Below are 22,670 nucleotides of genomic sequence, written 5' to 3'. Positions count from 1 at the left end.
AGCAGGGCCGCCGCGCCGACATCACCTGTAAGCTGCGCCAGTTCGGCAAAGGCCGCGCGGGTGAAGGCCGCCGGATGGCCGGGCTGGCCTGCCACACGCGGCCTTGCGGCATATCCCGCCTGTTCGGCCAACTGCGCCAGCAGGTCGCACAGCTCCACCGGCGCCAGCGGCATATCGCCGAGGAAGATAAACACGCCCTTCGCTTGCGGAGGCAAGACCGCAAGCCCGCGTCGGAGCGAGGCGGCCATGCCTTCCTCCCAATCGGGGGCCTCAAGGATGCGGCAGTCACAGCCAGCAAGCGCTTCGGTGATGGACGCGTGGGCGGCGCCGGTCGCCACCAGCACCGCGTCAAATCCGCCCGCCAGCACCGCGTCCACAGTGCGCCGGATGACCGGCGCGCCCGCAAAATCCGCCAGCAACTTGTCGCTACCAAAGCGTCGCCCCGCCCCGGCAGCGAGCACCAGCGCCGACCAGCCGCGCAGGATCAAGCCTTGGCTTGGGTCAGCAGCGGCAGGTTGCGGATGCGCTTGCCCGTCGCCGCCGCCAGCGCATTGGCCAGCGCCGGGGTCGCGGGCGGCGTGCCCGGTTCGCCGATCCCGCCGGTCTTCGCGCCGCTCTCGATGAAGTGGACATCGATCTGCGGCGGCGCGTCAGCGAGCTTGAGGATCGGGTAATCGCCGAAATTGCTCTCGACCACCGCGCCCTTGTCGAGCGTGATCGCCTCGCCGATCGCCGCCGACAGGCTCATGATGAGGCCGCCTGCAATCTGCGCTTCGGCATTCAGGGGGTTCACCGTGGTGCCACAATCGACCACCGCCCAGGCCTTCAAGACCTTGGGGGAGCCGTCTTCCTTGGTGGTCGCCTCGATCACCTCGGCAACGATGGTGCCGAAGCTCTCGACAATCGCGATCCCCCGGCCCGTGCTTGCGGGCAGCGGACTGCCCCAGCCCGAACGTTCGGCCACCATGTCAAGCACCTTCTGGTGGCGCGAGCCTTGCGCCAGATGCTTGCGGCGGAACTGGTAGGGGTCCTCGCCCGCAGCTGCGGCGAGCTCGTCCATGAAGCTTTCGGTGTAGAAGCCAAGCTGGGTCGCATTGACCGAGCGCCACGGCCCGTCGATCTGGTTCGACTGATAGGCAAAATGCCGCCGCGAGGTGGCCGGGATGGCGTAGATGAAGGGCACCTCGCCCTCGGCATTGCCGCTCTGGGCATAGTCGATCCGCAGCGCGGTGATCGCGCCATCCTTGAGCGAGGCCTTGAGCCCGGCGGAGGATTGCGGGCGATAGGTGCCGTGCCGCACTTCCTCCTCGCGGCTCCACACCAGCTTGACCGGATAGGGGACTTGCTTGGCGACGAGCGCGATCTGGTCGATGATCTCGACCACATCGGGGAAGCGCCGGCCGAAGCCGCCGCCCATGATCATCGGATGGAAGATCACGTTCTCGACATCGAGCCCGGCTGCCTTGGCCGCGCGATTGCGGGTGCTGAGCGGATCCTGCAACCCGCCCCAGATAGTCAGCTTGCCGTCCTTGAAATGGCCAGTCAGCGCGAAGGGCTCCATCATCGCATGGTGGATGAAGGGGACGCGGTATTCCGCCTCGACCATCTGCACGCCATCCGCCGCGAAAGCCGCATCGACATCGCCCTCGCCGCCTTCGTTATCGGGCTTGCCGCCTGCGCGCAGCTTGGCCTGTGCGGCATAGATCGCCGGGGTCGAGACCGCCGCATGGCCGCCGTCGGTGAACTTGGGCGTAAGCGCGGCGAGCCCCTTGGTCGCGGCCCAGTAGCCCTTGCCGATCACCACCACGGCATCGGGCAGCTTCACCACCTTCTCGACGCCGGAGACCGCCATGGCCGGGGCCTCGTCGACCGATTCCAGCGTGCCGCCGCGCACCGGCGCGGCCGCAATGGTCGCCACGCGCATTTCGGGCAGGGTGAAGTCGATCCCGTAGACCGCAGAGCCATCGACCTTGGCCGGGATGTCGCGCCGGGGCACGGGCTTGCCGATCAGCTTCCACTGATCGCGGGTCTTGAGCACGGGATCGCTCGCCAGCGAGCGTCCGGCAGCGCCCGCCGCCAGCTCGCCATAGCGCAGCGACTTGCCGGACTTGGCATGGGTGACCTTGCTGTCGGCGGTGGTGAGCTCGCTTTCCGGCACGCCCAGCCGGTCGGCTGCTTCGGCGATCAGCGCCGCGCGCACCGCCGCGCCGGTTGTGCGCATGCCAACCTCGCCGGTGAAGCGGATCGCGGAGGAGCCGCCGGTGATCATGATCGGCATCGAACGCGCCATCATGCCGATCACCGCATCGGGCAGCAGGCCTGCCAGCGTCTCACCCGCCATTTCGGGCAGGAAGCCCTTGGCAAGGTCCGCATTGGCGAAGGCGAAATCGGCCGGAGCCTGTTCGATCTTGAGCTTGGTCCAGTCGGCATCAAGCTCGTCCGCCAGCATCTGGCCAAGGGCCGTGTGCGAGCCCTGACCGAAATCGATATGCGGCGAATAGACCGTGACCGTGTCGTCTTCGGCAATCTTCATCCAGGTGTTGAAGGCGTGCTCGCCCTCGCCTGCAATCAGCGCCTTGGCGGTCGATTTGGCGGACTTGTCGGTCCACCACACGCCGAAGATGCCGCCGCCCACCAGCAGCGCGGACCCGGCAAGGAAGATGCGGCGCTTGACGCCCTTCTTCTTGACCGGCGCAGTCTCGGCCGGGCCGGTTTCGATCTCTTCGAGATTGGGGTTGGGATTATCAGCCATCATGCCTCTCCCTGCACGGTGGCCGCGGCGCGGCCGGTGGCGGCAAGGATCGCGCTGCGGATGCGCGGATAGGTGCCGCAGCGGCAGATATTGGTCATCACCTCGTCGATCTGCGCATCGGACGGCGTGCCGGCGCTTTCGATCAGCGACACGGCGGCCATGATCTGGCCCGACTGGCAATAGCCGCATTGCGGCACCTGCGCGTCGATCCAGGCCTGCTGCACCGCGTGAAGCGTGCCGTCCTCGGCCTTCAGGCCCTCGATCGTGGTCACCGCCTTGCCGGCAATCTCGCTGACGGGCACGCTGCACGAGCGGGTGAGCTGCCCGTCGACATGCACCGAACAGGCCCCGCAGGCGGAAATGCCGCAGCCGAATTTGGTGCCGGTGAGCGCAAGATCCTCGCGCAAGACCCACAGCAACGGCGTATCGGGCTCAGCCGAAACGCTCACATCCTTGCCATTGACCGAAAAACCGATTGCCACGCGTCTGGCTCCTTGCCCCGTGTTTTGCGAGTGCGCCTTCTAGCAGCCGAGCCGGGGCGCGGCCATGTCAAAAACGGCAGGCCTCAGCTTACACGCTCACGCCGAACAGCGAACCGATCGCCGCAGTCACGGCCATGGCGAAGATCCCCCAGCCCACGACCCTCACAGTCGCCGGAACCAGCGGAGCGCCGCCAGCTTGCGCGCCGAGCGCGCCGAGGATCGCCAGCACTGCCACCGACACGCCCAGCACCAGCGCTACGATCAGGCCCGCAGGCGCGAGCCATGCTGCCACCAGCGGCACCGCCGCCGCCGCGCTGAAGGTCACCCCTGAAGCCAGCGCCGCCTGCAAGGGCCGCGCAGCGAGATGTTCGCTGAGGCCCAGTTCGTCGCGCACATGCGCCCCGAGCGGATCCTTGGCGGAAAGCTCGCGCGCCACGGTCAGCGCCGTTTCGGGCATGAGGCCGCGCGCCTGATAGATCGCCGCCAGCTCTTCCAGCTCATGCTCGGGCGTATCGACCAGCGCCTGCTCTTCGCGCTTGATGTCAGCCGCCTCGCTATCGGCCTGCGAGGAGACCGAGATGAACTCGCCCGCCGCCATCGACATCGCGCCTGCCACCAGCCCCGCCACACCCGCCACCATCACCGCCCCGCGATCAGGCGTGGCAGCCGCCACCCCGAGGATCAGCGAGGAGACCGAGACGATCCCGTCATTGGCCCCCAGCACCGCGGCGCGCAGCCAGCCGGTGCGGTGGACATAGTGCGGATCATCGGGATGTGCGCTCGGTCTCGGCATGGCTCATGTCTCCAGTAACCGGACAAGACTCCGGCTGCGCCCGAGCCAATCTCCTCCCCTGAGGCGGAGATTGCAAGGCTCGGGTCTTGACCGACTCAGGTTTCCTACATAGGTTGTCATCTGAATATCTGCAAAGATATGAATATGTGGGAGGACATATTGCCGAGCCGGATCATGGTATCGCGCGAGCTGGCCGAGCTGCTCAAGCTGCTCGCCCATCCCGATCGGCTGCGGCTGATCGAGGAGCTGCGGCTCGGCGAACAGGATGTCGGCGGCATCGCCCTCGCGCTCGATCTGCCCGCGACCCGCATTTCCCAGCACCTCTCCCTGCTGCGCAGTCACCGCATCGTCGAAGACCGGCGCGAGGGCCGCAACCATTTCTACCGCCTCACCCATCCCGGCATCGCCGCATGGATCGTCGAGGCACTCGAATTCGTCGAGGTCCGTCACCGCATGGGTGAAAGCTTGCAAATCAACGAAGTGCGCGAGCTGTGGACCACCGGCACCCCTGCGACTTCCAGCTAGAAGGAATATCCCAATGTCGAACTTTGCCCGCGGCGTCATCAAGTTCCAGCGCGAGGTTTACCCCGAAAAGCAGGCGCTGTTCGAGCGTCTGAGCACCGGCCAGAGCCCCGAGGCGCTGTTCATCACCTGCTCGGACAGCCGGATCGAGACCGCCATGCTGACCCAGACCGATCCGGGTGAGCTGTTCATCTGCCGCAACGCGGGCAATATCGTGCCCCCGCACACCAACCAGACCGGCGGCATGACCGCCTCGATCGAATTCGCCATCGGCGCGCTGCACATCCCGCACATCGTGATCTGCGGTCACACCGAATGCGGCGCAATGAAGGGCGCGATGAACCGCGACGGGCTGACAAGCCTGCCGCACGTGCGCGAATGGCTGGGCTATTCGCAGGGTGCAGTCGATATCACCGAGGCGCTTGGCGCCGGGCTCGATCCCGATGCCAAGATGCGCATGCTGCTCGAACAGAACGTCATCCTGCAGTTGCAGCATCTCAAGACCCACCCGACTGTGGCCGTCGCGCTCGCCCAGAAGGCAGTCCAGCTGCATGGCTGGGTCTATGACATCAAGACCGGCGAGGTCTCGGCCTATGACGAGGTGACCGGCACGTGGATCACCGTCGAGGAGCGCTATGCCGCCGACCTCGCGGAAGCTGCGGTGGCCCATCACGCGCATTGAGGCGCCAGCGCCCCGTTCTTCCGCCCCCTTCCCCGGAGCACCCCTGCCCATGACCTCGCCCGCCACGTCCACCATGTCATCCGCAATCGTCGGACGAGACTTTCTCGCCTCGATCGTGGTGTTCCTCGTCGCCCTGCCGCTGTGCATGGGGATTGCGATCGCATCGGGCGCGCCGCCGGCGCTGGGTCTGATCACCGGGATCGTCGGCGGGATCGTGGTCGGCAGCCTGGCCGGCTCGCCCTTGCAGGTGAGCGGCCCGGCGGCAGGGATGGCGGTGCTGGTCTACCAGGCGGTGCAGGAACACGGGCTGATGATGCTCGGCGTGATCGGGCTGATCGCAGGGGCCTTGCAGCTGCTCGCCGGGGTGCTGAAGCTGGGGCAATGGTTCCGCGCGATCTCGCCCTCGGTGATCCACGGGATGCTGGCGGGGATCGGGGTGCTGATCTTCGCCTCGCAGTTCCACGTGATGCTCGATGATGCGCCGCGCTCTGGCGGCCTTGCCAATCTCGCGGCAATTCCCGAGGCGATCATCAAGGTCTTCCCGGCCGATGGCTCGGTCCATCATCTTGCCGCGATGGCAGGGATCATCACCATCGCCACCATCACCCTGTGGAACAAGTTCAAGCCCAAGAGCCTCGCGCTGCTGCCCGGGCCGCTGCTGGGGGTGATCGTCGGCACGATCTTCGCCTTCATCTTCGCGCTGCCGATCACGTTGGTGGCCGTGCCCGCCAACCTCACCGATGCGCTCAACATCCCCACCATGGACGCGCTGAAGGGCGCGATGGATCCCGACATCCTGACGCTCGGCATCGTGTTCGCCTTCGTCGCCAGCGCCGAAACGCTGCTGTGCGCCACGGCCGTCGACAAGATGCACATCGGCGTGCGCACCCAGTACGACAAGGAACTGCGCGCGCAGGGCATCGGCAATCTGATCTGCGGCGCATTCGGTGCGCTGCCGATGACCGGCGTGATCGTGCGTTCGGCCGCCAATGTCGAAGCAGGCGCAACCACCCGCATCTCGGCGATCATGCACGGCGTGTGGCTGCTGCTGGCGGTGGTCGCCTTCCCCTTCGTGCTCAACGAGATCCCGACCGCGGTGCTCGCCGCGATCCTGGTGTTCACCGGCTACAAGCTGGTCAACATCGCGCAGATCCGCAAGATCGCCGAATTCGGCAAGCAGGAGCTGGCGATCTACTTCGTCACGCTGGGCGGGGTGGTCGCGATCGATCTGCTGACCGGCGTGATCCTCGGCTTCGTGCTGGCGACCCTGAAGCTCGTGTACACCTTCTCGCACCTCTCGATCGAAGTGACCCACGAGCAGGACACCAATCGCACCGATGTGCTGATGACGGGCTCGGCCACCTTCTTCTCGATCCCGCAGCTATCGGGCGCGCTTGAACAGGCGCCGCGCGGATCGGAGGTGCACATCCATGTCGAGAAGCTCGACTATATCGACCACGCCTGCCTCGAAATGCTGGCCTCGTGGGAGAAGCTCCACCAGAGCACCGGCGGGAGCCTGATCGTCGAATGGAACGAGCTGGTGCAGCGTTACGGACGGCGCTCGCAGGATCCGAGCAAGACCGACATCCCCGCGCTGATGCGCCGCCCCGCAGCCTGAACGGGCGTACAGGCAGCGAGGGGGGGGCTGCACGGACCGGTTCAGTGAACCGGTTCGAGTGCCTCGCGGTGCCACAGCTCCTTGGCTGTGGCGATATCCGCTTCGCTGGCACGGCCAAGCCGGTGCGCGATGAAATCGATACCGTCGATCAGCCAGTCGGCCAGTTCGGGCTGGTTGAGACGGTAGACCCGCTTCTGGGCCTGAGCCTCGGTCTCCACCAGCGCGATGGCGCGCAGCACCCCCAGATGCTGCGAGACGCGGGTGGCGGGAATCTCCAGCGCGTCGGCCAGTTCGTTGACCGTCAGATCCCCCGCCTGAAGCTTGAGCAGCAGACGGATCCGGTCCGGATGCGAGATCTGGCGGAGCACATTGGCCAATTCGTTGGCAACGATCTTGCGGCTTGGCATCGGGGTGAACCTTTCAGGAATGAGCGGTCAGGGGGGAGGCATTGGACGCAATAAGACTAAGACGCGCCGGGGCCGCGATTGTTCCGCAGGAAAGGCTCGCCGCAAGGGCCTGCCAATGCGGCGCGGCGCGGTGGCCTTCGCCCATGCCGGCGCAGACTAGCTCAAGGAAATCAGCATCCTCGAGCGTGCGGGCATAGGGCACCGAGGATCCGCGCGAGACTGTCACGATGCCGCTGTCGCGCAGCCGGGTGGCCGCCTCGTGCAGTCGGCGCGCAGCCGCCGCCATGCCGCAATGATGCAGGGTCAGCGCGAGCGTCTGGATCAGCACCGGGGCATCGAGCGCAAGCCGCCCACCCGCCTCGACCAGACCCTCGCTCGAAGCCCGGACCAGCGCCTGTCCATTGGCGAACCACAGCAGCGGCCAGGGGCCCTTGCGCCCCGTGGCGGTCGCAACCAGCGTGAAGACGATGCTGCGCCATTCGGGCATGACGATCACCGCGTCCCAGCGCGGGCTGGAATCGGCGAGGCCCGGAAGGGCCGCCTCGATCGCCAGCACTTCAAGCGTCATCCCCTCGCGGGTGAGATTGCGGTCGGCCCTTAGCAACCGGCTGGCGAAGGCATTGCGCTGCGAGGCCGACACCAGGATCGCGATCCGCGTGCGACCCTCGGCGCGGGCGGCGTGCAGCATCGCCTCGATCACCGCGAGGCGAGGCAATGGCAGGGCGCCTTCCTCGTCCCGCGTGCAGGCGGAAGGATGGGGCGAGAACAGGGCGAAATCGAGCGTCCCGGCGCGCACCGCGCTGCCCGGACCATGCTCGAACATATAGCTCACCATCCAATCGGCACGGGGGCCATCGGCGGATGCACCAGGCTGCAGGGTGACTGGTGAGAACACCTCCCACGGGGCGAATTGCGGGATGATCGCGGAAGCGGGGCTGCGCGCCCAGTCGGCCATCTTGCGCAGTCCCGAAGCGCGCGGTGCGGCAACCGGATCAAGCGCAATGCCGAGCCAATCGCGCAAGGCCGCAAAGCCTGCGTCCCACTGCGGATCGGGCGCGGCAACAGGCTCGGCCAGACGCAACCCGCCGCCCACCACCCGCAGCGGCGAAGGCGCCTTGGGCACAGCGCGCAGCGCCTCGCTCCCGGATGTGTCGGAGACGGCTTGGGGTTGGAAACTGGCTCTATCCACGATCAGGACCTTTCGCCTTGGCACTTGCGGAGCGCGGTCTAGACGAGCCGTTCCTGTCTGAAAAATTCAATATATCTTCAAAACCATTCTCTTTTGTAGATATATGAATTGTCGCCTGTCACGCCCCATTTGCCGGGGGCAGAAGCAGGCGCGTGGCCCCGTCGGGTGCCTCGCGCGACAGGGCGAGCGGGGCCGAGACCTGCCCCTGCGCCTCGGCCTGGAAGCTGGCGCTTAAAGGCAGCGCGTCGAACAGCACAAAGCCGTCGAAATCGGTCATCGCGCGCGCCACCTCGCGCCCTGCTTCATCGCGCAAGACCACCGGCACGCCCGAACGCGGCGTCTGCCGGTCACCGGCTGCCAGCAGCACCTGCACCTCGATGCTGCCGGTGGGACGCAGCGGCACCAGCACATGGCGCACCTCGCCCGGGCGCAGCGCCAGCCGGTCTCCAGCGCGCGCGGGGCGCAGAGTGAAATCCTCGAGCGAGGACATCTGCGTCTCGATATCGACATCCGGCCCTGCCGGAACTCCGCGGATCAGCACACGCCCGGCACCGTCGGTCGTCTCGCGCCGCAGCGCCGCATCGACCACGAAGCGCCCGCCCGCAACGCCGTTTTCACCTGAATCGCGCGCGCCATCACCATCATCGTCAACGAACATCTCGGCCATGATCGCGCCGCTGCGGGCGATCCCCGCGGGCGCGCTCGCCCAGCGCTCCGGCCCGCGCCATAGGCCCATCGTCAGCCCGATCCCGAAGCGCCAGCCATCACCCTGCCGCCCGGCGCTGGCGCTGAGACCGAAGGGGCCGAGCTGCTGGCTGAACGTCACGCCGCCGCCCAGCCGTCCGCTTTGCGCCTGCCAGTCGAGATCGAGCGCCAGCGCGCCCTCGCCGAAATTGCGCGCGGCGCTGAGGCTTGCGCCTTCCAGTGACCAGCCCCCGCGATCGGCGGCGGTCAACCCGCTGCGCAGCCGCCAGCTTCCGCGCCTTGCGGTAAGGCCGAGTGCGGCCGTGCCCTGCCATGGCGCGCTGCCTTCGCGCACCGCACCCAGCGCAAGGTTCGCCTGCCAGTCGGCCATCGGCAGCACCATCCGCGCCGCCAGCGCCTGCCGCTTGCCCCCGCGGCGCAGATCGCCGCTCAGCATCCGCGCCTGCCACGGCAGGCTCAGGCATCCGAGCCCGATGCGCCCCTGCCCACCAAGCGAGACGACCTGCGCAAATTCCCGAACCGGTTGCGGCAGGCCCGGCCCGTCATCGCGGCCGTGACGGGCAAGATCGAAGGTGATGTCCTGCGCGCCGATGCGCCGGGCGAGCCTGATCGCCCCGCCGATGCCGCCCAGCCGATCCCGCGCAGCCGTGACCGCCCACAATCCGCCGCCCAGCGCGCCATTGAACCCGAGCGCCAGCGCGGGCGCGCCCGCGAGCCCGGCGCGCAGATCGAGCCGCGCGGTCACCGCAGGGCTCATCCCCCAGTCGAGGCTGGCAAAGGCGGTCGGCCCGGCAGGCTCTCCCGCCAGCACCGCACCCAGCAGCGGCCGTCCGCCATCGACCACGCCGAAACTGTAGCCGATCTCGTTCTCGGCATTCATCTCGGTGCCCACCATCCGCGTGAAGACCTGGCTCTCGCTCTCGCCATTGGGGCCGTAGAGCCGCACCTCCCAGCGGTTTGCGCCGATCCGCAAGGGGATTTCGCCGAACACCCAGTTGCCCGCGGCATCGGGATCGCGCGTCACCGCGACCAGCCGTTCTTCGTGCCACAGCTCGGCCTCCCATCCCTGCGGCAGCGGGCCGGAAAGCGTGATCGTGTCGAGCAAGTCAGCCTTCCACGGCGCGCGCGAGGAGATCACCAGCCCGCGTCCCGAAAGACTGTCGGCGATCAGCGGCTGGGCCGGCGCGGCAATATCGCCAAGCGCCAGGCTGCGCGCGCCCAATGGCCCCAGCAGATCGGGGGTGTCACGCGCCTGCGTGAGAGCAAAGCCGGGGGTCAGGCGCCCGTCGCTGGTGGCGGCAAGGCTGAGCCGTCCGGCAAGCCCGAAAACCTCACCACTCGCCAGCACCGAGCCGGATATCTGCCGGCCTTGTGCGCCCAGCGCCATTGCGGCGGCCACATCCGCGCTCCACAACCGCACGGCAGCCTCAGGACGGGCAAGCAAAGGGAAATCGGGCCGCAGGGTCTCGGGCCGCAGCCGCGACTGACGCTCTGCCCGGGCAAGGCGCATCAGCACCGGCAGGCTCGCCCGCGCCTCGAGCACAAGGCGCTGGCTCACCTTATCATGCGACAGCGAGAGCGGCAGGACATCGGGCAGGTCAGCGAGCGGCAGACAGTCCCCGCTGGGGCTGGGCAGCAGCATGGCGGCGGGCAGGATGACGGTGCGACGCGGATCGGGCAGCGTTATCGCGATATCCGCGCCCGCCTGTGGCTGCTCCCAAGCCAGTTCCAGCGCATCGAGCAGCGGTGCGATCGCCACGCATTGCCCGCCACCGGCGCCCAGATCCTGCAAGGGGATCGTGTCAGCAATCAGCTTGCCATCGGCGAAAAGGGCCGGAAGGGCGAGCCCGTCAGCGGCCTGACCGGCGCGCTCGGCGGCGGGATCGGTGCCGAACAACCGGTCGAACAGGCCCCCATCCTCGGCAGCACCCTGCGCCCGAAGCGGGGCAGGGACGGCCGCCAGCAGTCCGGCGGCGCAGCACCACAGCACAAGGGACAGCAGGCGCTGCGGCCGGAAAGGACGGCGGGACATGGGTAGGGACCGCGGCAGGCCATGGGCTCAGAGCGCCGCGGTGAGGCTGGCGAGGCGCTTGCCCGCATCGGCGGGAGCGGCAGCGTCAGTCGAGACATAGTCGATCCGCACCCGCTGGCCCTTGAGCCGGGCGCGCACTTCGGGCGGCAGCGGCAGGATCACGTCGCGCGCCGTGTTGGGGGTATAGATCGCAACCCCGCGCACCAGCCAGGCGGGCTCCTTCTCGCCTTCGACCGTCAGGCTGACATCGCCATAGGTCGAGCGGGTGCCGGAACGGGTGAGGTGGACCACGAGCTGCTCGGGCGCGTCTTCGGCCATCGCGGCGGTGTCCATCGTCACGCTGGCATCAAGGCTGCCGACGCGCAGGATCACCGGGATGGTGATCGAGCGGACCGCGACCAGTTCGATCGAAAGGCTGTTGTCGCTACCCGCCTCTCCGGCGAGCTGGGTCGTGCCGGCGCTGACCGGGGCCGACATCAGCCGCAGGTGCGAGCGATACTCGCCCGGCGCGAGCGTGCCCGGCGCGCTGGCCATGATCCGCACCACCTGGCGCGCACCGGGTTCAAGCACCAGCTGGCGCGGGGAGTATCGCAGCTTGTCATCGGCAAAGGCCTCGCCAGGTTGCGGGGTGGCGGCTTCTTCAAGGCTGCCATCCTCGCGCATCCGGCGGTTTTCGATCGCGATGCGGAAGGCGGCGGTCTCGGCGCCCTTGTTGACGAGCACGAGTTCGGAAGAGCGCGCGTCCGGGGTCAGCACCACGCGGGTGGGGGCGACCAGCAGTTCGGCAGCGGCAGGCACAGGGGCGGCGAGCGCCGCGACAGCCGCGGCGAGGACGGGAAAACGGATCATGGGAAAAGACCTTACAATGGCAGGGGTTGGTCTTTGGGGGTCTGGCGGGTGGGGGTCGGGAGCTGGATTACTGGTATTCGACAGCGACGGTGAAGCTACCGGTGTACTTGCCGGCTTCCTGACGCACGCCGACATCGAGTGCGCCACCGACGGTGAAGCTGTCTTCACCCTTGAGCAGCTGGCCGCCCGACTTCGAGCCGGTGAATTCCGACACCAGCATGGCGGTGCCGTTCTCGTTCGCGATCTTGATCTCCTTGGGGAGCGAGATGGTGTAGAAAGCGTCGGCTTCACCGGTCACGGCGAAGGCCGCAGCGGTGTGATCGGCGGTGAGGCAGGTCAGCGCCGGGCCGCACTTGCGGCTGCCGTCGGCCAGCACGACGACGCGGTCGGCAACCGTGGTCGAAGGCGCGACGGTGCCGAAGTAGAGATCGGCGACGTTGGAGATTTCGAGCGGGGCGATGATCTTCGCACCGGCGCCGGCATCAGCCGACTGGGCATTGGCCGAGGTGGCGGCAGCGAGCGAGGCGAGCACGACGGCTCCGGCAAACAGCTTGTTCATTGGGTAGGTCCTTTCTGGTTGGTCTCGTCCAGCGGCGTTGTGCCGTGGCTGAACTACAGATGCCGGGCCGCGCCCGTCCTGTCATTGGCGCGAGGGGATATCCGGCGGCGCGCAAGCAGGGGTCGCGCTGCCGGATGGTTAGCGGGCTTCAGCCAGAGACATAGGTATGCCTACGGAGGCAGGGGGTGACGTATACGAAAGGATAGGATTTCATGCCCATAAGGCCGGATTGCGCGCGCATTGCGGGCGTGAAACAGGGAATCTGAAACCAAACCCAGACTATTGCCGGACCAGCCACTGCCATGACCCCGCCCGATCCCTCCCAGCCCCCGGTGCTTCCCGACGAGCCCGCACGCCTCGCCGCGCTGGAAGCACTGTGCGTGCTCGACACGGCGCCGGACAGCGAGCTTGACGTGATCACGCGGCTGGCAGCCGACCGCTTCGACACCGCGATCGCGCTCGTCAGTCTGGTCGATGCCGACCGCCAGTGGTTCAAATCGCGCCATGGCCTTGCGGCAAGGCAGACCTGCCGCCGCCACAGCTTCTGCGGCCACACCATCGTGAGCGACAACGTGATGGTGGTGCACGACGCCTCCAGCGACCCGCGCTTTGCCGAAAACCCGCTGGTGACCGGCGATCCCAACATCCGCTTCTATGCCGGTGCGCCGCTGGTGCTGGCCGATGGCCACCGCATCGGCACGCTGTGCGTCATTGATCCGGCCCCCCGCGCGCGCTTCACCAGCCGCGATGCCGACATCCTTACGCTGATGGCCGGCCAGGTCGTCGCCCTGCTCGAAAGCCGCCGCATCCGGCACGACCAGCGCATCTCGCAGCTGATCGCGCAAACCACGACCGATGCCTTCGTCTGTGCCGATGCCGACAGCCGCATCACCCTGTGGAACCGCGCCGCCGAGACGATGTTCGGGTGGAGCGCCGAAGAAGCCATCGGCCAGACGCTCGACGTGATCATCCCCGATCGCCACCGCGCCGGGCACCATGCGGGCGTGGCGCGGTTGCGGACGCGCGGGCCGATCAAGCTCGTGGGCCGGACGGTCGAGGTGCCGGCCATCTGCAAGGCCGGTCACGAAATCCCGGTCGAACTCTCGCTCGCCATGTGGCCGGCCGAGGGCGATGGTGCGGGCGGGCCCGAGGGCTTCGCCGCGATCATCCGCGACATCACCGCGCGCAAACAGGCCGAGGACGAGCGCGTCGTCACCGAGGCAAGACTCGCCCGACAGGTGGCCGCAATCGAGGCTTCGGACGACGGGATCGCCATCACCGATGCCGATGGCGCCTTCATCTTCATGAACCGTGCCCACGCCACCATGTTCGGCTATGATGCACCCGAGCCTCTGATCGGCCGGCAATGGAGCGCACTCTACGATCCGCTCGAGGCTGACCGGATCCGCGAGGAGGCCATGCCGATCCTGTTCTCCGCCGGCCAGTGGCGCGGCGAGACCCAGGGTCGCAAGCGCGACGGTTCGCCGATCGAACAGGAAATCGCTCTCTCGCTTTCGCCAGAGGGCGGGATCGTGTGCGTCACCCGCGATGTGGGGGACCGGCGGGTGGCGGAGCGCGAGAAGGCGCGCCTGCGCGAACAGCTGATGCTGGCGCAGCGGCAGGAAGTCGTGGGCCAGCTGGCGAGCGGCATCGCGCATGATTTCAACAATCTCATCGCCGCGATCTCCGGCACGGCCGAATTGCTGCGCAACACCGAGAACGAAAAGGTCCGCCACCATGCCCTGCGCATCCAGTCGGCCGCTTCGACGGCGGCGGGGCTGGTGGAGAAGCTGCTGACGCTGGGCCGCCGCGTGCCGCATCCGCGCCTTGTCGATCTGCGCCGCACCTTGTGGGACGTGCGCGATCTGGTCGCCCCGAGCCTCACCGATCCGCTCCACCGCATCGAACTGGAGCTGCCCCCTTCCCGCTGATGGCGCTGACCGATGATACCGAGCTCAATCAGGTGGTGCTGAACCTCACGCTCAATGCCCGCGACGCGCTGCCGCCCGGGCAGGTGGGGCGCATCAAGCTCGAAGTGATCGCCAATCAGGAATACCGGCCGAGCGGCGAAGTCGTGGTCGGCACCCTTCCGCAGGTGCCTGCCGCCGTGATCCGCGTCAGCGACACCGGCTGCGGCATCGCGCCCGATGATCTGAAGCGCGTGTTCGAACCCTTCTTCACCCACAAGGGCGAGGCCGGCACAGGGCTTGGCCTTGCTGTGGTGGCAGGGGTGATCGCCAGCAATGACGGCGCACTGGCGATCCAGAGCTGGCCCGATTGCGGCACGATCTTCGAGGTCTGGTGGCCGCTCCAGCCAGCCGATGCCGATACGCAAGGCGCGCCCGGCACGATGCTGGCAGCCGGCAACGTGCTGGCCGGCAAGACCGTGCTGGTGGTGGACGACAATCCCACCGTGGCCGATACGCTGGTGGCGATGCTGGAGGAAGTGGGCGCCGAAGTCGGTCCCTGCATCGATCCGCATGACGCGATCACCGCGCTCAGTGACGATGCCGCATCGTGGGATCTGGTGATCACCGATTACGATATGCCGGGGATGAACGGCGCGCAGCTGGCGCGGGCCTTGCGCAAGGTGCGCGATGATCTGCCGATCCTGCTGCTCACCGCCCTGCCCCGCGTCCACCAATTGCACCAGAACCAGATCGGGCTGTTCGACGGCGTCATCGGCAAGCCCACCGGAACCACCCAGCTGGCCGTTGCCGCCGCCGCCGCGATCGAAGCGGCCCGGGCAGGGAGCACACCCCTATGCGCATCCTGATTGCCGACGACCACGAGCTGCTGCGCGATGTGCTGCGCTCCTATCTCGAAGCCGAAGGCGGCTTCGTGGTCGAGACCGTGGCCGACCTGCCGCAGGCGCTCGCCGCGATTGCCGCGGCACCTGCGCCCTTCGATCTGGTGGTGCTCGATTACGGGATGCCGGGCATGGACGGTTTTGCCGGACTCGACCGCGCCATGGCCGCGAGCGGCGGGCGTCCGGTGGCGCTGATGTCAGGCCTTGCCCCTGCGGGCGTGGCCGACCGCGTGCTGGCAGCTGGCGCGGCAGGCTATCTGCCCAAGACCCTGCCGGCGCGCTCGCTGGTCAATGCCATCCGCTTCATGGCGGCGGGCGAGGTCTATATGCCGCTCGATCTGCACCGCCCCTCGCGCCAACCCGAAAGCGGCGCTCCGGCGGGCCTCTCGCGGCGCGAACTCGAAGTGCTGGCGGGCCTGTGTGCGGGCCATGCGAACAAGGGAATCGCGCGCGAGCTCAACCTGCGCGAGCCGACCATCAAGCTCCACGTCACGACCATCTGCCGCAAGCTCGATGCCAGAAACCGCACCCACGCCGCGATGATCGCGCGCGAGCGGGCGCTTTGTTGAGGGCGCGCGGCTAGTCCTTGGCAGCGTCCAGCGCCGGGATCAGGCTGCCTGCCAGCGCCCGGGCTGCGGCGACAGTGGCGGGGCGGTCCGCATCATCGCCCACCTCGTAGGTGTAGGAAGGGATCGCATAGGTCTGGTGAAACCAGTTCTTGGCCGTGCCGCTGCCGGGATTGGCGTTGCGCGGCTCGATGGTGAAGGGATAGCCCGCCAGCGCCGTTTCGCGCCCTTCGAGCCATGCGGCAAGGAAGCGCTGTTGGTCTACGCTCGCCTCGCCCTTGCCCTGCACGTAGAACAGGTTGCGCCCCGTCGAGTGGAAATCCACCATCAGCGCCGGGCGCACGCCTGAAGGCAGGGCATCAAGCCACGCCTTGACGGCGCGGGTTTCGGGCTGGGTGAATAGGCCCCAGTCGCGGTTCAAATCGACCGCGCCGCGATTGGCCCGCCAATGGCCGTGCGCCGTGCCATCGGGATTGAGCATCGGCACCACCAGCACCTGCACATCGCCGAGCGTGTCCGCGCGGGCCGCAAGCGCATCGACAAAGGCGCGCATCGCGATGGCACCGGTCACCTCGGGTGGATGCTGGCGGCCGAGCAGCACGATCAGCCGCGGCGCATCCTCGCGCCCCAAACGGATAGCCCCGATCGCCCGTGCATCATGCGAAAAGCCGATGGTGAACACCGGCGCACCGCTCAGCCGGCTCCAGCGGGCGAGATCGGCGGCCGCATCGCCGGGCGCGATCACTTCCTGCGCCGAGACGACACCGCTCCCGGGCGGCAGGGCGATCACGGCCTTTGCGCCATTATCGCTGACTGCGGCCGCCAGATCGCGGGTCTCCTCCCCGCTGCGCCAATTGGGCGCGTAACGGTGAAAACCGCCAAGATAGCGCAGCGTCACAGTGACCGGCGCATCGCCCTCAGCCTGATAGCGGAAGGCATACCAAGGGCTGGGGTTGATCGGCGGGAAATGCTCGGGCGTGACCAGCAGCGTGAAGTCACGCTCGCCCGTCACCGAACAGGCCGAAGCCGAGGCTCCGTCGAAATCGAAATGGAGGCTCGCCGTCGCCGTCCGGCACGCCGAACCTGCGACAACCGGCGACGGGGCAGGCTCCGGAGGCGGCGTCTGCACGCACGCCCCCGTTGCCCATCCTAGCCCCAGCAGCAGGGCAAACCGCTGCTGGCGCTTCATCATCAGAAGGGCTTGCGCACTTCGACGCGGAACACCCGCCCACGCGGCGAATGCAGCTGGCTCAGGAAGCCGTAGGTGTCGTCTGCCAGCGGCGGATCCTCGTTGAACAGGTTGTTGATCCCGAACCGCAGGCGCAGGCCATCAAGCGCGGTGTCGTTATCGACCGTGTAGCTGACCGAGGTGTTGATCGTCAGCATGTCGTCAATGCGGAAGAAGTTCGCATTGGGATCGGTGGAGACGATCGGCACGTCGCGGGTCACGCTGGTGTTCCACACCTTGCCGACGTAGCTGGCGAACAGCGCCACATCGACCGGACCGCTGCCCCAGTTGACCGCGCCGCTGAAGCGCCACTTGGGACGGCCTTCGATTTCGAGCAGCTGGCCCAGACCTTCGATCCGGACTTCGGGCGGCAGCTGGCCGCTGGCGACCGCATCGAGCAGCTCCTGCCCGTCAGCCCCTGCCGACTGGACGAAGCTGTCGAGCCGTGCCGCGTTGAAGCGCAGGCGGAAATCGCCCGCACCGAAATCGGGGACATTGTAGGCCAGCCCGAAGTCCCAGCCCTTCGACACGCGGCTGTCGAGGTTGAGATAGGGATCTTCCACGCGAATGATGTCGCCAGCCGGCTGCAGGCGCGTGCCGGTGTAGAGCGCGATCTGCTCCGCCGTCGGCGCGCTGCGGATCACGGCGGGGTTGAAGCTGCCGTTGAGGCGCAGCAGCAGATCGAGCGCGATCGCGTTGTCATCGCCGAAGGTGCCGACCAGCCCGGTCTGCTTGACGCGCCAGTAGTCGGCGGTCAGCGTCAGGCCCGGGATGAACTTGGGTTCGAGCACGATGCCAAGGTTGATGCTCTCGCTGTCCTCGGGCTGGAGCTGATCGGTGCCCGAACGGAAGCTGATCACACCCTCGCCCGGACACAGGCCGAGGTTGGCCAGCTGGCCGCGTTCGACCTGCGCCTGACAGCGCACGAAATCGTCACGGGTGTTCGAGCGCGTGGTGCCCTCGTCATTGACCTGCACGAGGTTCGGCGCGCGGAAGCCCTGCGACCATGCACCGCGCACCATAAGGCCGGGAACCACGGTCCACGAAGCAGCAGCACGCGGGACGATGGCGGTCTCGCCGATATCCTTGAAGTGCTCCATGCGCCCGGCGAGCTGGAGGTTGAGCGCGGTGATCAGCGGGATATCCATGTCCTCGCTCACCAGCGGGACGAAGGTTTCGACGAAGGCCGAATAGACCTCGCGCGAACCGCTGGTATCGGGCGAGGCGCTGGTGCCGACCACATCGCTGCCGTCGAACACGCCGGTGACGCTGTCGCGCCAGGTGATCGTGCCGTCGATGCGCGGATCGCGATCATCGATGAAGGTTTCGCGCCGCCACTCGACCCCCGCCGCGATGCCGACATCGCCGCCCGGCAGGCCGAACAGCGCGTTGTTGCTGACCTTGAAGTCAGCGAGCGCGAGGGTGGTCTTGCCCTTGCGGAACACGTCGATCAGGAAGGGATCGATCGAGCTCTGCGGGTTGGGGGTGCAATCGCCATTGCCCACGTTGTCGATGCAGCCGCCGTTGAAGGGGTTGTAAGCGTCCGGCGTCGAGCGGTTGATCGCCTGCTGGAGCAGGGTCAGCGAGACGCGGTTGCCTTCAAGGTCGGTCGACTTGGCTTCGGAATAGACAAAGCCGGTGTCGAAATCCCATGCCCCGAAATTGCCCTTGAGGCCGGCGACGAGGCGGTAGGAATCCTTGTCCACGTCAACCGTGCGATTGCCCGAATCGACGAAGCGGTAGCGCTCCATAATGAGGTCTGCGCCGCCGGTGGGAATGGTGGTGCCCGGCCGGCGGTTGGGGTTGGCAGCGCCGCCCGGGAAGGTCACCGGACCAAACGGGTTCCAGTAGGCGTTGCGCGAAATCCCGACCGGCACGGCGCTGAGGATCGCCGCCGGGGTGATGTTGCGGCTGCTTTCCGAGCGGTAGAAGGTGCCTTCGAAATAGCCTTCGATATTGTCGCTGAATTCGTAGTTGAACAGCAGCGCGGCGTTGTAGCGCTTTTTCTCGCTGATCAGCGTGGTGCCGAATGCGCGGTTGTAGCGCACTTCGGCCGCCGGGTTGTCACCGTTGCGCGCGCACAGGCCATTGCCCAGATCAAAGCGGCAGCCCGTGAAAGTCGAGGGCTGGATGTAGAAGTCATCGTCGCGGATCGGGGTGAGGTTGTTGTTGGTGATCTGGATGTCGAACTGCCCGAAGGGTCCGAAGGTGTTGCGGTTGTTGAACTGGGTGTCGTTCTCGAACGGAGTGCCGACCAGCAGCGGACGCTTGTCGTCATCACGCGAATAGGCGCGCTCCGAAGCGGGCAGGCCGTTTTCGTAGAAATAGCCGCCATAGATGGTGAGGTTGGCGCGGCCGTCGGCGAAATCGAAGCCGTAGCCGCCGTTGATCTGGGTGCTGTAGAGGCTGGTGCCGTCCGATGCGCGCCATTCGCCTTCGATGAAGCCGCCCTTGCGGTTGCCGCGCAGCACGGTGTTGACCACGCCCGCGACCGCATCGGCGCCATAGATCGCCGAGGCGCCGTCACGCAGCACTTCGAGGCGCCGCACGCTGCCCGGGGCGATTTCGTTAGTGTCTGGGCTGACCACCGGCACCAGCAACTCGGTCTGGAAGCCGGGGTTCAGCACCATGCGGCGGCCGTTGATCAGCAGCAGGGTGTTGCCGGTGCCGAGATCGCGCAGGTTGATCGAGGCGACGTCGCCGCGCGCGTTGTTCGAGGTGACGTCGTTCTGTTCGTTGAAGGCGACGGCGCCGGCCTGCGGGATCGCGCGGAACAGTTCGTCACCCGAGGAGGCGGCGATGTTCTGGATATCGACCTCGTCGACCACCGTCACCGGGAGCACGTCATTGATCTTGGCACCCTGGATCTGGGTGCCGGTGACGATGATCTCGCGCTCGGAGGTTTGGCCATCGGCGGTGGTCACATCCACCGGAGCGCTCGCCGCCGGGTCTTGCGCATGGGCGGCGGTGGCGGCGATCAGGCTCGCCCCGCACATCAGGGCCAGCTTGCCCAGAAGCTTCGTCGACATTGTCATTCTCCCTGTTTTTCAACAATCTTTAGTGTTTGTGCCCACTTTTCGAACAAAGCGGGCCATTGGCTGATCACCTGATCGGGGTTGCCCAAACCCCAACCGTGTCCGCCGTCGCGGAACAGGTGTAACTCGGCACTGGCACCTGCCGCCACCAGTTTCTCGAACAAGAGCAACCCGTGGCCCGGCGGCGTGGTCGGATCATCGGCTGCGGCAAAGATGATGGTCGGCGGCGAATCCTTGGCGGCATAGGTATCGAGCGACCATGCCGTCTCGGCCGCCGCGCTGGCCTTCTCGCCCACGATCTCGCGCCGGGTGCGGGTGGTGTCATAGGGCTTGCGCAGCGTCACCACGGGGAACAGCAGCACAGCAAAATCGGGCCGCGCCGAGACCGCTTCGAACCGGTCGGCCCCGGCATAGAGCGCGCGGGCAGGCTGATAGGCGGTGAAGCCCGCCAGATGCCCGCCTGCCGAAAAACCCATGATGCCGATGCGCCCCGGATCGACCGCGAACTCGCCCGCGCGGGCGCGGATGATCTTCATCGCGCGCTGTGCGTCCATGAAGGGTGCCGCCGCATCCCAGCCGTCATTGGGCAGGCGGTAGATCAGTTCGAACACGGTAAAGCCGCGCGACTGGAGCCACCCTGCGGCAGGCGTGCTTTCCTTCTTCAGCTGGATGCGGAAATACCCGCCCCCGCCCGCCACCAGCACGGCTGCACCATTGGACTTGGCCGGACGGTAGACACGCATGCGCGGGACCGAGACTTTCGAGACCGCGCCGAGGCCTGCGCCTTCGGTGCCGATCACCTCCGGGCCTTCGACCCGGCCAGCGCCCGGCGGGGTGCCGGGCCACAGCCTGATCTCCTCGTGGGCCTGAGCAGCCCCCGCCGTATCGGCGAAAGCCGCCGCCGGGACAAAGCCCGTCAGCAGCAAGCAGGCCAGAACCCGCACAATGAGACCGCGCTGCGCAATCATGGCGTGTGCTCCAGCACCTCGGCGATCTTCTCGCTCACCGGCCCGCTGCGTTCGTGCCGCTCGATATCCTGCGCCGGCAGTTCGAGCGGCGCGCCGGCCAGCGCTGCCGTCAGCCGGTCGCGGTCAAGTGCGCCTTCCCACTTCGCCACGACGATCGTCGCCACCGCATTGCCGATGAAATTGGTGAGCGCGCGGCATTCGCTCATGAAGCGGTCGATGCCGAGGATCAGCGCCATGCCCGCCACCGGCACGCTCGGCACCACCGAGAGCGTCGCGGCAAGGATCACGAAGCCCGATCCGGTGACCCCGGCAGCGCCCTTGGAACTGATCATCGCGACCAGCACCAGCGTCAGCTGTTCGGCAAGGCTGAGCTCCACGCCCACGGCCTGCGCGATGAACAGCGCGGCGAGCGTCATGTAGATATTGGTGCCGTCGAGGTTGAAGGAATAGCCGGTCGGCACCACCAGACCGACAACCGCCTTGCGGCACCCGGCGATCTCCATCTTCTCCATCAGGCTCGGCAGGGCGGCCTCGGAAGAGGAGGTTCCCAGCACCAGCAGCAGTTCTTCGCGCAGATAGCGGATCAGCGCGAAGATCGAGAAGCCGTTGAACCAACCGACCAGCCCCAGCACCACCAGCACGAACAAGAGCGAGGTGAGGTAGAAGGTGCCGATCAGTGCAGCGAGATTGGCAAGGCTGCCGATCCCGAACTCGCCGATGGTGAAGGCCATCGCCCCGAAAGCGCCGATGGGGGCGAGCTTCATCAGCATGCCCACCAGCTTGAACACCACCTCGCCGAAGGAGGCGAGCACGTCGGTCACAAGGTCGCTGGCCGGACGGGTCGCGGCAATCGCTACCCCGGCGAGGATTGCCACCAGCAGCACCTGCAAAATCTGCCCGTCGGTGACCGCGCTGAACAGCGTGTCGGGGATGATGCCGAGCAGGAAACCGGTGATCGTGGTCGCTTCGGCCTTGTCGGCGTAGTCGGCGATGGCACCGGTATCGAGTGTGGCGGGATCGATATTCAGCCCCTCGCCCGGGCGCACGATATTGCCCACGGCAAGGCCGATGACGAGCGCGAGCGTGGAGAAGGTGAGGAAGTAGGCAAAGGCCTTGCCTGCAACGCTGCCCACCGCCTTCAAGTCACGCATTCCGGCAATTCCGGTGACGACGGTCACGAAGATCACCGGCGCGATGATCATCTTCACCAGCTTGATGAAGCCATCCCCCAACGGCTTCAAGGCAACGCCAAGATCGGGGGCAAAGTGGCCGAGCGTCGCACCCAGCGCGATGGCGCAGAGCACCTGCACATAGAGCTGGCGATAAAGCGGAACGCGCGCCCGCGCACCCTGCGGCGCCGCCGTGACAGCTGTGTGCATACCCATGTTGTGGCGGCTTCCCCGGCTCTAACCTCTCGGGGCGCACCATCGGCGCTTGGGGAGAGCACCGCAAGCCTTGCAGGGCCGGAGTGCCT

The 22,670-nt window shown here is 67.2% G+C and carries 18 protein-coding genes and 1 pseudogene; 6 read left to right on the top strand and 13 right to left on the bottom strand.

The annotated features are described in order from the left end of the window. Positions 1 to 5: 5 nt before the first annotated feature. The 4 genes and pseudogenes from RSE14_RS13365 to RSE14_RS13350 all read right to left on the bottom strand — a co-directional run. Positions 6 to 461: pseudogene (locus tag RSE14_RS13365) on the bottom strand (nucleotidyltransferase family protein); the annotation flags it as partial. Between the two features lie 23 nt (positions 462 to 484). After that, complete coding sequence (locus tag RSE14_RS13360; protein WP_324074433.1) at positions 485 to 2,755, bottom strand: xanthine dehydrogenase family protein molybdopterin-binding subunit; 2,271 nt, start codon at positions 2,753 to 2,755, stop codon at positions 485 to 487. Further along, on the bottom strand, positions 2,752 to 3,234 hold the full coding sequence (locus RSE14_RS13355; RefSeq protein ID WP_324074431.1) for a (2Fe-2S)-binding protein: 483 nt from the start codon (positions 3,232 to 3,234) through the stop codon (positions 2,752 to 2,754). The genes RSE14_RS13360 and RSE14_RS13355 overlap by 4 nt, the downstream gene beginning before the upstream one ends. Before the next feature lie 88 nt (positions 3,235 to 3,322). Beyond that, positions 3,323 to 4,027, bottom strand: a complete 705-nt coding sequence (locus tag RSE14_RS13350) for a VIT1/CCC1 transporter family protein (protein WP_324074430.1) — start codon at positions 4,025 to 4,027, stop codon at positions 3,323 to 3,325. A gap of 144 nt (positions 4,028 to 4,171) precedes the next feature. On the opposite strand from RSE14_RS13350, the gene RSE14_RS13345 reads away from it, so the two are divergent. From RSE14_RS13345 to RSE14_RS13335, 3 genes are read left to right on the top strand one after another with little or no spacing between them, the layout of a single operon-like run. Beyond that, positions 4,172 to 4,552 carry an ArsR/SmtB family transcription factor gene (locus RSE14_RS13345; RefSeq protein WP_324074428.1) on the top strand — a complete coding sequence of 127 codons (381 nt, stop codon included), beginning with the start codon at positions 4,172 to 4,174 and terminating at the stop codon, positions 4,550 to 4,552. Positions 4,553 to 4,565: 13 nt separating this feature from the next. Further along, positions 4,566 to 5,231 carry a carbonic anhydrase gene (locus RSE14_RS13340; protein WP_324074426.1) on the top strand — a complete coding sequence of 222 codons (666 nt, stop codon included), beginning with the start codon at positions 4,566 to 4,568 and terminating at the stop codon, positions 5,229 to 5,231. A gap of 49 nt (positions 5,232 to 5,280) precedes the next feature. After that, on the top strand, positions 5,281 to 6,849 hold the full coding sequence (locus RSE14_RS13335) for a SulP family inorganic anion transporter (protein ID WP_324074424.1): 1,569 nt from the start codon (positions 5,281 to 5,283) through the stop codon (positions 6,847 to 6,849). Positions 6,850 to 6,890: 41 nt separating this feature from the next. Here the strand turns inward: RSE14_RS13335 and RSE14_RS13330 are convergent, their stop codons facing one another. The 5 genes from RSE14_RS13330 to RSE14_RS13310 all read right to left on the bottom strand — a co-directional run bounded on the left by RSE14_RS13330 (position 6,891) and on the right by RSE14_RS13310 (position 12,590). Further along, positions 6,891 to 7,256, bottom strand: a complete 366-nt coding sequence (locus RSE14_RS13330; RefSeq protein ID WP_324074422.1) for an ArsR/SmtB family transcription factor — start codon at positions 7,254 to 7,256, stop codon at positions 6,891 to 6,893. 13 nt (positions 7,257 to 7,269) lie between these two features. Continuing rightward, positions 7,270 to 8,445, bottom strand: a complete 1,176-nt coding sequence (locus RSE14_RS13325) for a hypothetical protein (protein ID WP_324074420.1) — start codon at positions 8,443 to 8,445, stop codon at positions 7,270 to 7,272. 118 nt (positions 8,446 to 8,563) lie between these two features. Next, positions 8,564 to 11,182: a hypothetical protein gene (locus RSE14_RS13320; protein ID WP_324074418.1), complete on the bottom strand. Its 2,619-nt coding sequence runs from the start codon at positions 11,180 to 11,182 to the stop codon at positions 8,564 to 8,566. A gap of 27 nt (positions 11,183 to 11,209) precedes the next feature. After that, on the bottom strand, positions 11,210 to 12,031 hold the full coding sequence (locus tag RSE14_RS13315; protein WP_324074416.1) for a fimbrial biogenesis chaperone: 822 nt from the start codon (positions 12,029 to 12,031) through the stop codon (positions 11,210 to 11,212). 67 nt (positions 12,032 to 12,098) lie between these two features. Further along, positions 12,099 to 12,590 carry a DUF4402 domain-containing protein gene (locus RSE14_RS13310; RefSeq protein ID WP_324074414.1) on the bottom strand — a complete coding sequence of 164 codons (492 nt, stop codon included), beginning with the start codon at positions 12,588 to 12,590 and terminating at the stop codon, positions 12,099 to 12,101. A gap of 302 nt (positions 12,591 to 12,892) precedes the next feature. On the opposite strand from RSE14_RS13310, the gene RSE14_RS13305 reads away from it, so the two are divergent. From RSE14_RS13305 to RSE14_RS13295, 3 genes are read left to right on the top strand one after another with little or no spacing between them, the layout of a single operon-like run. After that, the gene (locus tag RSE14_RS13305) at positions 12,893 to 14,521 is read left to right on the top strand and encodes a PAS domain S-box protein (protein ID WP_324074412.1); all 1,629 of its coding nucleotides are present in this window, start codon (positions 12,893 to 12,895) and stop codon (positions 14,519 to 14,521) included. After that, positions 14,521 to 15,366, top strand: a complete 846-nt coding sequence (locus tag RSE14_RS13300) for an ATP-binding protein (RefSeq protein ID WP_324074410.1) — start codon at positions 14,521 to 14,523, stop codon at positions 15,364 to 15,366. The genes RSE14_RS13305 and RSE14_RS13300 overlap by 1 nt, the downstream gene beginning before the upstream one ends. After that, positions 15,354 to 15,968 carry a response regulator gene (locus RSE14_RS13295; RefSeq protein ID WP_324074407.1) on the top strand — a complete coding sequence of 205 codons (615 nt, stop codon included), beginning with the start codon at positions 15,354 to 15,356 and terminating at the stop codon, positions 15,966 to 15,968. Before RSE14_RS13300 ends, RSE14_RS13295 begins: the two co-directional genes overlap by 13 nt. Before the next feature lie 10 nt (positions 15,969 to 15,978). Here the strand turns inward: RSE14_RS13295 and RSE14_RS13290 are convergent, their stop codons facing one another. From RSE14_RS13290 to RSE14_RS13275, 4 genes are all read right to left on the bottom strand, one after another. Then, positions 15,979 to 17,094, bottom strand: a complete 1,116-nt coding sequence (locus RSE14_RS13290; RefSeq protein WP_324074405.1) for a M14 family metallopeptidase — start codon at positions 17,092 to 17,094, stop codon at positions 15,979 to 15,981. A 62-nt stretch (positions 17,095 to 17,156) separates the two neighbouring features. Then, positions 17,157 to 20,222 (bottom strand): TonB-dependent receptor domain-containing protein, encoded by a 3,066-nt coding sequence (locus tag RSE14_RS13285; protein WP_324074402.1) that lies wholly within the window; start codon positions 20,220 to 20,222, stop codon positions 17,157 to 17,159. 2 nt (positions 20,223 to 20,224) lie between these two features. Continuing rightward, positions 20,225 to 21,196, bottom strand: a complete 972-nt coding sequence (locus RSE14_RS13280) for an alpha/beta hydrolase (RefSeq protein ID WP_324074400.1) — start codon at positions 21,194 to 21,196, stop codon at positions 20,225 to 20,227. Next, positions 21,193 to 22,581 carry a dicarboxylate/amino acid:cation symporter gene (locus RSE14_RS13275; RefSeq protein WP_324074398.1) on the bottom strand — a complete coding sequence of 463 codons (1,389 nt, stop codon included), beginning with the start codon at positions 22,579 to 22,581 and terminating at the stop codon, positions 21,193 to 21,195. Before RSE14_RS13275 ends, RSE14_RS13280 begins: the two co-directional genes overlap by 4 nt. Positions 22,582 to 22,670 lie beyond the last annotated feature (89 nt).

Origin of the sequence: Erythrobacter sp., assembly GCF_035194505.1 — a bacterium.
GTDB lineage: Bacteria > Pseudomonadota > Alphaproteobacteria > Sphingomonadales > Sphingomonadaceae > Erythrobacter.
This window is presented reverse-complemented; position numbering and strand designations above follow the sequence as displayed.